Source organism: Mucilaginibacter sabulilitoris (genome assembly GCF_034262375.1).
GTDB classification, from domain to species: domain Bacteria; phylum Bacteroidota; class Bacteroidia; order Sphingobacteriales; family Sphingobacteriaceae; genus Mucilaginibacter; species Mucilaginibacter sabulilitoris.
The window spans coordinates 6,458,294-6,470,793 of record NZ_CP139558.1; the positions used below are offsets into that span (position 1 = coordinate 6,458,294).

The following is a 12,500-nucleotide window of genomic DNA, read 5'->3' on the forward strand; positions in this document are numbered from 1 at the left end:
GTCTGCCGAATCAAGAAATGATTTCATTCATAAAATGAAGATCATTTTGAAAGAGTTAAGAGAGTCTATGATCTCATTAAAAATCATTAAAAGAAGAGAAATACACAACTTAGATAATACTGCATCAGCCATTAACGAATGTAACCAACTGATAGCCATCTTTGTAAAAAGTATTGAAACAGCTAAGAAAAACAATATAAAACAACAATAACGAAACAGGAAGGTATCAATAATGAAAGTACATCTTACTTTAAGAATTACATCATTATTCGATATTCAAAATTCAATGTTCGATATTATTAAAACATCATGGCAGGACTAAGCACAAGGCACTTATTAGGTATAAAAGATTTAAACCGGGCAGATATTGAATTGATATTTGAAACCGCTGATACTTTTAAATCTGTTTTAAACAGGCCTATCAAAAAAGTGCCGTCACTGCGCGATGTAACCATTGCCAATATATTTTTTGAAAACTCTACCCGTACCCGCCTGTCATTTGAGCTGGCAGAAAAACGTCTCTCGGCAGATGTAGTAAACTTTGCGGCATCATCATCATCAGTAAGCAAAGGCGAAACACTGATAGACACCGTGAACAACATTTTAGCCATGAAGGTAGATATGGTGGTCATGCGCCACCCCTATGCCGGCGCAGGTATCTTCCTGTCAAAACATGTAAAAGCCCAGATAGTGAATGCCGGCGACGGCGCGCATGAGCACCCGACCCAAGCCTTGCTTGATGCCTTTTCCATACGCGAAAAATATGGCGACGTGGCCGGAAAAAAGGTAGTTATCGTAGGCGATATCCTGCACTCGCGCGTTGCCCTTTCAAACATTCTTTGCCTTAAACAATTAGGCGCCGAGGTAATGGTTTGTGGCCCAACCACACTAATCCCTAAATATATTGGCTCTTTGGGTGTAAAAGTTGAACACAACTTAATAAAGGCCCTTAACTGGTGCGATGTGGCCAACATGCTACGCATACAACTGGAACGTCAGGACATTAAATATTTCCCATCGTTAAGGGAATACACGATGCTTTTCGGTCTTAATAAAACCATTTTAGATTCGCTGGACAAAGAGATCACTGTAATGCACCCCGGTCCTATCAATCGCGGCGTGGAAATCACCAGCGATGTAGCCGACAGCAAGCAATCTATCATATTAGATCAGGTAGAAAATGGTGTGGCCGTACGCATGGCGGTGTTATATTTATTGGCCGGACAAACCCCATAATTACTCATCAGAACCTTCAAAATAGATGTTTTTTAGCAGCACGCATATAATAGGTACTATTAAGGGCGTTGTAAATTAAAGCAACAATGATGAAGTTTAATAAGTCGTGCTATCTATATCTTATCATTACAGCGACGTTTTACTCGTTTCCTACCTTTGCCCAAAGCCGTCAGCAAATAAAAACAGATTCGGTGTTCGCGCGGGTTCAAAGATTTTTTAATGCCAAGCAAGCCGATTCACTTTATGCCCTCGGCGGTGAACAGTTCAAAAAAACGTTAAGTCCCGCGGCTTTTAAGGCTGCTTTAGACCAGCAGCTTTTCCCTATGAATGAGATCAGGGGGGCATCGCTCATTAGTTTTGTAAATAATAAGGTGAGTACGTATAAACTCATATTTGAGGCCGTTACCATGCAGTTTCAATTGAGCCTCGATCAAAACAACAAGTTCGATCTGTTTCTGTTCCAGCCATTCAGACAGGTAACCGCCGATAAGCTCACCACCGCTGCCACCACCAACAAGCTTTTAACCTCAATGGATAAAGCAGTGGAACAGGTAGCAAGGCCATACATTCAGAAAGCTAATACAGTGGGCTTAAGTATAGGCATTTTAAAAGATGGCAAAATAACCACCTATAACTATGGTGAAACAGTAAAGGACAACGGACGATTGCCGACGTCGAATACTATTTTTGAGATCGGCTCCATCACCAAAACATTCACCGCCGCGCTCTTGGCTTATTATACTAATGAGGGCAAAGTAAAGCTTACCGATCCTATAACTAAATACCTGCCCGATTCTGTCAGCGCCAACAAATCGCTAAGTGGTATTACCTTATTAATGCTGAGCAATCACACATCAGGGCTCGACAGGGTACCGGGTAACCTGGATATTAAGCCCGGCGATGAACTCAATCCTTACAAAACTTATAATAAGCAACAGCTTTTTGCTTTCCTCAAAACATGTAAGGTTAACAACCCGCCGGGCAGTCGTTACGATTATTCCAATTTAGGCGTGGGTTTGCTGGGTACTATCCTGTCGCAGGTAAGCGGTAAAACATTTGAGCAAATGTTTGCCGATGTAATATGCAAACCCCTGCTGATGCAGAGTACTGCTCAGCATTTAAGCGTGGCACGGCAGGCAAACTTTGCAACTGTTTATAACGAAAGCGGCAATGTCACACCTGCCTGGGATTTTGACGTTTTAGCCCCCTGCGGGGCCCTGCGTTCAACCATAAATGATTTATTGATATACGCCAGGGCTAACATGATACCCGCCACAGACAAGCTTGGAAAGGCCTTTGAACTAACCCACCAGATAACCTTTAGCAAAGATGCCAAAATGGGTTTGGCCTGGCACATAATACTGGTTGATGGTGTTGAATACTATTTTCATAATGGCGGCACTTACGGCAGCAGCAGCTTTTTGGCATTTAACACCCAAAAGAACCTTGCCATAGTAATACTCTCAAACGCTGCCGAAAGCACCGATGCTATTGGGACGGAAATATTGAAAAAACTACAGTAGCTTGGCCTGAGCTTTGATTTTAAAAAAACTGTGTCGTTGCAAGGAGGAACGACGAAGCAATCGCGAATTGTGCATGTGTGCTCGCCTGCGTGAGATTGCCGCGCTATCGCTCGCAATGACATGTTTTTTATCAGGAATCGAACTCCTCCTAAAACATCGCATCCCGCTCTGCAAGCAGAGCGGGATGCGAACCTCAATAATCAGTGAAGCGAATTAACTCAATCTAACCCTATCAACTCATTATTTATCTTTTACGGTAGCACCGTCCCTTATTTCGTCGGTTGCAACTTTCACCAGTTTATCGTCCGGTTTCAGGTCGCCAAAAACTTCGATCATATCACCCGATGAAAATCCTTTTTTGGCATCAACCCACTGTGCTTTGTGGTTTACCACTTTAATTACAAATACCTTTTCAGTTGAGGTAACTACAGCGGTTTTAGGAACAACAAAAGTACTGTCGCCACCGGCAAGTGGTACGTTCACTTCGGCAAACATGTGCGGCAGCAGTTTTTTATCTTTATTGTAAACGTCCATTTCTAAACGTTCCGATCTTAGTTTTTCGTCAAGCGCGCCTGCCATGCGTTTTATCTGCGCGGTAAACTTTTCATTTGGCAGTGCTTTTACGGTGAAGCTAACTTCACTTTTGTTGCTTAGGCTGCCGGTTGAGTTTTCTGGTATAGATACCACCAGGCGCAGCCTTTTCTGATCCTGCAGGGTAAACAGCGGGTCGGCATTTTTGCCGCCCGGCCCTACATAGGCTCCCAGGTTTACATTACGGCTGGTGACCACCCCGTCAAACGGGGCCCTGATCTCCAAATAAGCAAGATTAGCAGAAACCTCTTTATAGGCAGATTTCGCGGCGTCTACATTGGCAAGATCGGCGTTTTTCTTAGCCTCAGCTTGTTCCAGGTCATTCTGTGATACGGTACCGGGGGTTTTGCTGGTGTTTACCAATCTGTCATAAGTGGCTTTGCTGGCATAGTAAATAGCTTCCTGCTGCTTTATGCGCGACTGTGCTCCTGCCAGCTGCGAGTTTATTTCAGGCGCCTCTAAAACTACCAGTAACTGGCCCTGATGTACTTCCGACCCAATATCAACCAGCAGTTTTTTTACATAGCTGTTTACCTTGGCATACAGATCAACCTGCTGATAAGGGATCAATTCGCCGGGGATGGTAACATCAGTATTCAGTTTTCCCTTTTTAACTGGGGTAAGCTCAACCGAAGGGGTTTCAACCGCCTGTTCCTGTTGTTCTTCAGCGCTTTCTTTTTCTTTTTCTTCTGAATGACAGGCACTCAGTACGCTGCTGATAGCTACTGCTAATACAGCAAGCATAAGGGTTGATCTATTTTTAAGCTTTTTCATGGTGGTGCAAAGGGACATAAAATTTACTTTCTTTATCTTCTGGGTCTAATGAAACAGATTGTGTAGAGGCATTGCCTTGTACCCAGGCAAAAACCAGTGGTAATATTAATAATGCGGCAAAGGTAGAAGCAAGTAGCCCGCCTATAACGGCGCGACCAAGCGGCGATGTTTGGTCGCCACCTTCACCCAGACCCGACGCCATAGGTATCATACCCACTATCATGGCCAAACTTGTCATTAATATTGGTCTTAAACGCAAAGCTACTGCTTCGCGGGCAGATTTTAAGGCATCGCCGTTATGCCTGCGTAATTCTTCGGCATTGGTTATCAGCAGCACAGCGTTTGATATGGATACACCTACAGACATGATCATACCCATATACGACTGCAGGTTAAGCGTGGCGCCTGTTATTTTAACCAGGAACAACGAACCGAACAACACCGCCGGTACAGTTGATAATACTACCAATGACATTTTGAATGACTGGAAGTTAGCCGCCAGCATTAAAAATATTACCAGGATAGCTACCAATAAACCCGATTGCAAGCTATCCAGCGTTGAGGTAAGCGTCTGGCTCATACCCCGCAGTTCAATAGTTAGTCCATGCGGTAATTTACCTAACGAGTTTATAGCTTCCTGAACATCATTGGTAGCAGTACCCAGATCCTTATTGTTCAGGTTAGCGGTAACCGAAAGCGTTGGAATGGCGCCTATATCGTCATTTTCACCATTAGTTAAACCGGTTTTAACATCGGCTACATCACTCAATGTTGGCCTTGATTGATTATTTAATACCGGAATTTCCTTTATATCGTTTAAACTCGCCATTTGAAACTCAGGTATCTGAACCTGTACCTGGTAGCTTAGACCTACTTTTTCATCAAGCCAAACATTTTTTTCGGTATATCTTGATGATGATGTAGAGGCAATTAATGACCGTGAAATGTCGCCTACACCCACACCAAGCTGTGCTGCCCGCTGTCTGTCGATATTAATATCAATAGACGGGTAATTAAATGATTGGCCAATCTGCGCGTCACGCAAATAATCTATATTTTTTAACTTATCCAGTACTTTAAAGGCATATTCTTCATTCTGCTTTTTGTTTTTACCCGACAAAGCAATTTCAATAGGGGTTGGTGAACCCTGGCTCAAAATTTTATCGGTAAGTTCAATAGGCTCAAAAGACATTTTTATACCAGGTAATTGTTTATGTATGGCATTTCTGAAACGTTCTTTCAGATCATCAAGATTTTTTACTTTATAATCCTCAGTTAAACTAACCTGCATAACAGCTTCCTGGGGACCAGCCATGAACAAATAAATGGGATTGGTTGAAAAGGATGCGGGATGCGAACCAACCATTGTTGAAGTTATGGCAATATGGTTTTTACCTACAAGCTCACCCAATACGTGCTGGGCCTTGATTGCAATTACCTCGGTACGCTCCATGCGGGTACCGTCAGGAGCTCTCAACCTAACCTGGAAAGTACCTGAGTTAACCTTAGGTAATACATCCCGCCCTATAATGTTAAATAGTAAAAATGCCAAACCAAAAGCAACTACTACGTAAGCAGTTACCAGAATTTTTTTATTAGGCAGCATACGGTCCATCAGGCGCATAAAACCATCTCTGAACCTGTCAAACCGGGTTATTTCGTTACCTTTATGTTCCAGGGCCATTTTCATGGCTTTTTCTTTCTGCTCCCAGGGTTCACCTTCATCCTCCAGCGCAAAACCATCCGGGTGGCTATGATCTTCATGTTTATTAATCATGATCCAGTTGGCCATGATAGGCACAAAGGTTTGAGCCAGAAAATAGGATATGATCATAGAGAAACCTATCGCTAATGCCAGCGGCAAAAACAGCGCCCCTGGTATGCCGGTCATGGTAAATGCCGGAGCAAACACCGCCAGGATACAAAACAGGATAAGCAGTTTAGGGAAGGCTATTTCCTTACAGGCATCCCAAATGGCCAGCGCCTTGGGTTTACCCATGTCAAAATGCTGATGAATATTCTCAATAGTTACCGTCGATTCATCCACCAGGATACCAATGGCCAGTGAAAGACCGCTCAGCGTCATGATATTGATGGTTTGATGAAACAGCGACAGGAAGAATATAGCTGATATAATACACGTGGGTATAGTCAATATCACAATCAACGCCCCACGTTTATCGCCCAGAAACAGTAGTACCATAAGACCGGTAAGTACAGCGCCAATAGCGCCCTCTTCGGCCAAACTCTTAACCGCGTTAATTACGTATACCGACTGGTCAAACACGAACGACAGCTTTACATCATCAGGTAATAAAGCCTGAAACCTGGGGATAGCTTTTTTCAAATTTTGAACCACATCCCATGTTGATGCAGTAGCCGATTTGGTAATAGGTAGATAAACCGAACGTTTACCATTTATTAATGCGTAACCGTTAGTAATGTCTGCACCGTCTTCAACAGTAGCAACATCGTGCAAAAACACCGTTTGAATGCCATTTTTATACAGCGGAATATCACCAAAATCAGAGATCTTTTTAATGGTGGTATTGGTTGGTGCCAGGTAATTATAATCACCTACCCTAACGTTTCCTGCCGGTGTTGTTTGGTTATTGTCTCGTAAAGCTGCAACAATTTGATCGGGGGTTAAATTATGCGAACGCAGCAATCCCGGATCAACTTTAATTACCACTGTACGTTGGTTACCTCCAAATGGGGCCGGAGCAACCAAGCCCGGAATAGAGGTAAAAGCAGATCGTACATATACCAACGCATAATCAAGCAATTCGTTATTTGAACGCTTAGGACTGCTTAATACCAGCTGACCAACAGGTAATGTTGAAGCATCAAAACGCAGAATAAACGGAGGCTGCGAACCCGGAGGAAAGGCTGCCTGGGCACGGTTGGTATAACTCGTGACCTCGGCCGCGGCCTGCGCCATATTAGTACCTTCATAAAAGGTAACTTTTATTAAAGTTAACCCTTGAATATTCTTTGTTTCGATGCTCTTAACACCCGAAACAAATAACAGTAAGTTAACGTATTGCTTACCGAAGTAAGCTTCCATCTGGTTTGGGGTAAAACCACCGTATGGATGGGATACATAGATAACCGGTAAGTTAAGATCAGGAAAGATATCTATCTTGATGGTACGTACCGCATTGATCCCGAAAAAAAACAGTCCGGCTACTATAACCAATATGGTAATTGGTTTCTGAAGCGCCCCTTTTATCATTCCCATTATAAATGTGTAAAGCTGTTATTAAAAATTATTGATAAATGTGCCAAAGTCGCCGGTAGCAGCCGACTTAAATAATAAAGCCTGCCATACATTATTAAAAGCAATATAGCGGTCAACCTCGGCACGGTTCAATGTAAAAAGGGCCTGTGTAAAGTCAACAATATTAGCAAGGCCATTTTTATACAAGGTGTACTTTTGTTTATACGCATCGCCTGCGGCCGAAACCTCAACCGGTACTTCGCGATAATTTTTTAAAGCATTGCCTATGCGTGTTTCGGCAAGCACCTGCTGCGCGGTTAATTTTTGCGCTGCCAGGTCATAGTCATCTTTAAATTGTGCCGATGTATATTTTTGCGATTGCACCTGGTAATGCACCCTGAACGGGCTGGTAAGGTTCCAAACCATGGCCACACCAAATAAATAGTTGTAACGCGTTGGGTTTGCACCTGCACCATAGCTGCTGCTGTAACTGTTTAAATTGGTGCTATAATCAGGATTAAAACCAGATCCCCTGCCCTGGTATACGCCAAACAAGCTAAACGTAGGCAAGGCAAACGTTTTTAAATATTTTGCCTGCTGATCGCTCACGTCAATGCGGTTCTGTAAAAATTTCAGTTCAGGATGATCTGCCAGCTGAACGGCGCCTGGTGCCGATAAATTAGTTGGCAACCTGGTGATAAAGGCGCTATCCAACTCAAATTCTTGCGCAGGGATACCTAAATAAACAGATAACTGGTTGCTTTGCTCCTGCACAGTTTGCTGCGTATTGGTCAACGCTATTTTAGCGTTTGATACTTCGGCATTGGCAAGGGCTGAATCAACACCTGCATTTAAACCATTCTTTACCCTTGCTACAACCACTTTTTGCAGGTCAATAGCCCGGTTAAGATTGTCTTGCTGGGCTTTGGCCAGTTGCTGTGCAGCCAGCAAGTTAAGATAAGTACTTGCAACCCTTACTTCGTGCTGAAACTGCTCTTGCGACAGATCATTCTCATCAAGGTTTACAATGTTACGCTGTACTTTAATTTTTTCGTGAGATTTACCAAAACTGAAAAAATCCCAGCTTACGTTGCTCAAGTAAAGTGAGCCGAAAGCGGCGTTCCAGTTTTGCTTAGGTAGTGTAGGGCCTGATGAGGCCACTGATAAGCCATGATAACCATACAGCGGGCCGTTTTGCCCATTTGCTGTACCGTAATCCTGTTGTGCAGAGATGCTTACATCGGGTAAATATTCTGTTCGTGTTTCCTTTAAATTTGCCTTTGCCGCATTTAGCTGATTAGCCTTGGATTTGATGGTACCGTAGTTAGCGAGTGCCATTTGTTCAGCATCTTTGATATTTAAAACTTTTTGCTGAGCATGTGCCTGGAAGACAGAAAAAACACCTAAAAACAGAAGTAGTTGTTTTGAAGGTAGATTAAACATTATTGTGTATTTTGTACACGGGCAAAGGTAGACCTATATTATATATGAAAAAAATGAATTAAATTTGTCATAATCATTAGAAAAACTAATAATGAATATAGCTCTTCATCATTTCCGCCTGGTTGATACCATTTCAAAGGAGGGAACTTTAACCAAAGCCGCTGAGGCTCTGCACCTTACACAATCAGCCCTTAGTCACCAGCTAAAAGAGCTTGAACGGGAACTTGATATTGAAGTTTTTCACCGGCAAGGTAAAAAGCTGCAATTGTCTGAGATAGGTTATCGCTTTTTACGCAGTTCTGAAAAAATCATTTCCGAGATCAGGACAATGGAAGAAGATATCAGGAATTACAAAAACGGAAAGACTGGTAAACTCAATATCAGCATGCAGTGCTATACTGCCTACCACTGGTTGCCGGGAGTAATTAAAGACTTTAAAAGCCAATGGCCCGATATTAATGTTAATATCGTGTCAGACGCTACACAACGGCCCCTGGAATACCTGATGCGCGGCGACCTTGACCTGGGTATAGTGCGTACACAAATGGTGAATACTAAAATACATTACGAAGCTATTTTTGAAGACCGGCTGAATGTTATCCTGCCGGCCGGCCATCCGCTGGCCCAGAAAGAGGTAATTGATATATGCGATTTCCAGGATCAGGAACTGATACTGGCCCTGTATGACCCCACCTACCAGGATACCCCGCTTATTGAAACACTGATACAGGAGCAACATGTAAGGCCTAAAACGCTTAATCGCATACATTATACGGACGCAACTATTGAAATGGTGAACGCGGGCCTCGGAATAAGCGTAATGGCCGATTGGATTGTACGGCCTTACCTTGCCAACAGAAACGTTGTAGCACGGCCATTGCACCATAGCGTTGCCAAAAGAACATGGTATGCGGCTACATGCAAGGATAATCCGGTTATACAGAATTTTTTATCGTGCCTTAAATTGTACTTTGCCGAAAATCAGATGTGCATGGAGCCAGAAAACTTTGATGAGCTATTGCAATTGCAGGTGGTTTAATTACCTCCTGCTTTTACTTTTAGCAGGCACACGGGTTAACGCGCAAGCGGTATTAAAACCGTTTCCGCAGCATAGCGCATATACTACAGGTTCTGTTAAGCCCAGCCATTTGCCCCAACAGCAACTCGATAAGCAGGTTACCACTTATTATGATCAATGGAAAGCGCGATATGTAAAAGCAGGCTGCGCAAAAGATCAATACTACATTTGGTTTGAGAATAAAGGCAAAGAGTGTGTATCTGAGGGGCAGGGTTATGGCATGATCATTACGGCGCTAATGGCCGGTTATGACAAAAATGCCCAGATCACTTTTGATGGCCTGTACAATTACTATAAGGCACACCCTGCCAAATCATCCCCTTATTTAATGGCCTGGGCGCAGGGCGCAAACTGCAAAGACATTGACCGCAGTACCGCTACCGATGGTGATATGGACATTGCCTATTCTCTGCTGCTTGCCGCAAAGCAATGGGGCACCAATGGAAAGCTCAATTACCTGCGCGAGGCAGGGATTATGATTGCGGCCATTATGCAGCATGAAATAAACCCAAAAACGTATGCTGTTTTGTTGAGCGATGCCATTGAGCACGACAGCAAGGACTATTTTGATATGCGTTCCTCTGATTTTATGCCCGCTCATTTTAAGGCATTTGAAAACATTTTAAAGAATGGTAAGTGGCAAAAAGCTATCAGCAATAACTACCAGCTTTTTAGCTTAATGCAGACTAAATACAGCCCCGATGCCGGCATTATACCCGATTTTATCAAAGACACTTACAAAACCCCCCGCCCTGCGCAGCCTAATTATTTAGAGTCGCCTTATGACGGGTATTATAATTACAACGCCTGCCGGGTTCCCTGGCGCGTTGCAACAGATTATTTGTTGTATGGCGATAAACGCTCAAAAGCCATCACCGATAAAATAAATCATTGGATCAGGGAAACAACTAACGGTAACCCGGATAACATTTCGGCCGGGTATACGCTGGCAGGGAATGATATTAAGGGGCGTTATTTTGAAGCATTAAGTTTTATCGCACCCTTTACGGTATCAGCCATGGTTGATAAGGGCAACCAGCAATGGCTCAATAAATTGTGGGATTACCTGGTTGCTTTTAGGCTAAAGGACTATGATTATTATGACAACAGCATTAAAATGCTGGATATGATCATTGTATCAGGCAATTACTGGAAGCCTTGATGATTCTCCAGGCGTCATTATAAGATACAAGGCAAGCCCACCTTTGTCATTCTGAGGCATGAAGGATCTGCCGTGAATAGATTCTTCGCTCCGCTCAGAATGACAAGTGCTAATAGATTATTACCAAATTTTTTTTATCCTTTTGGCTACATCTTTCCCATTGGTTAGGGCAGCCTCAACGGTGCCCATTGCCGCACCCTCATAAAGATATTCGCCGGTGAAAAATATGGTGTTATCAACAGGTGTATTAAGTGTTTTGCGGGCGGGCGGCGCATTTACGGTATCATAAGCATACGAGCCCCGGGTAAAGGGTTTTGCCGTCCAGTTGATTACGTGCCAGTTTTGGAGGATCCCTTTGAGCTCATCTATACCTAATTTAAAAATATTGGAGATTGATTGCAGGCCCTGCAGTAATATTTCATCGTTGGTAATATCTTTTTTGGCCGCGGCGTAAGGCCCCCCTATCCAGCCTGTAAAAACGGTTGAACGCTCAGGGTATTGCGTCCACCAGGTTGGTATTTCCTCCCCTGAAAACATGTAGCCCATATCTTTGAGATCTTTTCCGGCCATGGCTTTGGTTTGTTCACTCTCCCAAAACGCTTCGTCAAACTCCAGCACTATTTTTATTACCGCACCAAAACCCATTTGCATTATAGCTTCCTGGTGATCTTTTATCGGTGGATGAAACATCATAGCTCCTTTTTCATTTGCACCAGCTTGCAAAACGCCCAGCGGAACGGCCAGTATTACTTTTTCTGCATGATAAGCTGTTCCATCTCCCGTAATAACGCTAACCTTACCCGGTTCGTGGTAGATATCTTTTGTGATGCTGTTTAAATACACCTCGCCGGCGTTTTCTTTACATTCATTGGCCAGGTAGTTCATGAGTGCCGCATACCCTCCCTCAACGCGGTGCTGGGCGTCCTCATCCTCGTTTTGCCATTCCTTCCGCAACGCAAAACAACTTGCCTTTTTAGGATCTGCAGTATCATAACCCGATACAAACTGCCTTACCGATTCCCTGAGCGCGACATATTTATCGCCCGGGAAATTCTTTTGAATAAAATCATCAATATTGGTATCCCGCTCCAGTTTGTTTAGTTTATCTATCAGCAGATCCCAATGCGGTATAAAGTACTCGTTGGTGGTAAACTTTCCATCGCTGTATCGCCACATGGCTGCCGAGGCCGAGTTGTATTTGATGCCGGCTTCGCGGAGCAAACTCAATGTAACAGGTAAGTCGCCGTGCACAAACTCGGCCCCAAGCTCTATATGTTTTGCAGATGTATTTTCATAAACTGTTTGTATACGGCCACCTATACGCTCCTGCGCTTCCAGTACAATAACTTTTTTGCCCGCGTTTGCCAGTTCACGCGCAGCCATCAGACCGGCAGCCCCGGCACCTATTATCAATATTTCGGCAGTATTCATGCAAACTGTTTTATGGGTAAAGTTAGGCTTTGTATGCTTGAA

8 protein-coding genes and 1 pseudogene are annotated in these 12,500 nt (G+C 43.5%); 5 read left to right on the plus strand and 4 right to left on the minus strand.

Going from position 1 to position 12,500, the window contains the following annotated elements:
- Positions 1 to 13: 13 nt before the first annotated feature.
- The 3 genes and pseudogenes from SNE25_RS27270 to SNE25_RS27280 all read left to right on the plus strand — a co-directional run.
- Positions 14 to 211: pseudogene (locus SNE25_RS27270) on the plus strand (four helix bundle protein); the annotation flags it as partial.
- Positions 212 to 309: 98 nt separating this feature from the next.
- Positions 310 to 1,236, plus strand: coding sequence for an aspartate carbamoyltransferase catalytic subunit (locus SNE25_RS27275; RefSeq protein ID WP_090467170.1), 927 nt, complete (start codon positions 310 to 312; stop codon positions 1,234 to 1,236).
- Between the two features lie 86 nt (positions 1,237 to 1,322).
- A complete protein-coding gene (locus SNE25_RS27280; protein WP_321562182.1) occupies positions 1,323 to 2,759 on the plus strand; it encodes a serine hydrolase domain-containing protein in 1,437 nt (478 codons plus the stop codon).
- Between the two features lie 240 nt (positions 2,760 to 2,999).
- Here the strand turns inward: SNE25_RS27280 and SNE25_RS27285 are convergent, their stop codons facing one another.
- The 3 genes from SNE25_RS27285 to SNE25_RS27295 are packed head-to-tail and all read right to left on the minus strand — an operon-like array spanning position 3,000 to position 8,787.
- Complete coding sequence (locus SNE25_RS27285; protein ID WP_321562183.1) at positions 3,000 to 4,094, minus strand: efflux RND transporter periplasmic adaptor subunit; 1,095 nt, start codon at positions 4,092 to 4,094, stop codon at positions 3,000 to 3,002.
- A 16-nt stretch (positions 4,095 to 4,110) separates the two neighbouring features.
- Positions 4,111 to 7,365 (minus strand): efflux RND transporter permease subunit, encoded by a 3,255-nt coding sequence (locus SNE25_RS27290; RefSeq protein WP_321562184.1) that lies wholly within the window; start codon positions 7,363 to 7,365, stop codon positions 4,111 to 4,113.
- 21 nt (positions 7,366 to 7,386) lie between these two features.
- Positions 7,387 to 8,787: a TolC family protein gene (locus SNE25_RS27295; RefSeq protein ID WP_321562185.1), complete on the minus strand. Its 1,401-nt coding sequence runs from the start codon at positions 8,785 to 8,787 to the stop codon at positions 7,387 to 7,389.
- 91 nt (positions 8,788 to 8,878) lie between these two features.
- Here SNE25_RS27295 and SNE25_RS27300 point away from each other — a divergent pair, with 91 nt between their 5' ends.
- Together SNE25_RS27300 and SNE25_RS27305 are read left to right on the plus strand one after the other, a co-directional pair.
- Positions 8,879 to 9,826, plus strand: coding sequence for a LysR family transcriptional regulator (locus tag SNE25_RS27300; RefSeq protein ID WP_321562186.1), 948 nt, complete (start codon positions 8,879 to 8,881; stop codon positions 9,824 to 9,826).
- A complete protein-coding gene (locus tag SNE25_RS27305; protein ID WP_321562187.1) occupies positions 9,798 to 11,027 on the plus strand; it encodes a glycosyl hydrolase family 8 in 1,230 nt (409 codons plus the stop codon). The genes SNE25_RS27300 and SNE25_RS27305 overlap by 29 nt, the downstream gene beginning before the upstream one ends.
- 120 nt (positions 11,028 to 11,147) lie before the next feature.
- On the opposite strand, the gene SNE25_RS27310 is transcribed toward SNE25_RS27305, so the two are convergent.
- Entirely contained in the window at positions 11,148 to 12,458 is a 1,311-nt protein-coding gene (locus tag SNE25_RS27310; protein WP_321562188.1) for a flavin monoamine oxidase family protein, read from the minus strand.
- Between the last annotated feature and the right edge of the window lie 42 nt (positions 12,459 to 12,500).

Coding starts and splice junctions, on each gene's coding strand:
- SNE25_RS27275 (WP_090467170.1), top strand. CDS start 310: ATGGCAGGACTAAGCACAAGGCACTTATTAGGTATAAAAGATTTAAAC.
- SNE25_RS27280 (WP_321562182.1), top strand. CDS start 1,323: ATGATGAAGTTTAATAAGTCGTGCTATCTATATCTTATCATTACAGCG.
- SNE25_RS27285 (WP_321562183.1), bottom strand. CDS start 4,094: ATGCTTGCTGTATTAGCAGTAGCTATCAGCAGCGTACTGAGTGCCTGT.
- SNE25_RS27290 (WP_321562184.1), bottom strand. CDS start 7,365: ATGGGAATGATAAAAGGGGCGCTTCAGAAACCAATTACCATATTGGTT.
- SNE25_RS27295 (WP_321562185.1), bottom strand. CDS start 8,787: ATGTTTAATCTACCTTCAAAACAACTACTTCTGTTTTTAGGTGTTTTT.
- SNE25_RS27300 (WP_321562186.1), top strand. CDS start 8,879: ATGAATATAGCTCTTCATCATTTCCGCCTGGTTGATACCATTTCAAAG.
- SNE25_RS27305 (WP_321562187.1), top strand. CDS start 9,798: ATGAGCTATTGCAATTGCAGGTGGTTTAATTACCTCCTGCTTTTACTT.
- SNE25_RS27310 (WP_321562188.1), bottom strand. CDS start 12,458: ATGAATACTGCCGAAATATTGATAATAGGTGCCGGGGCTGCCGGTCTG.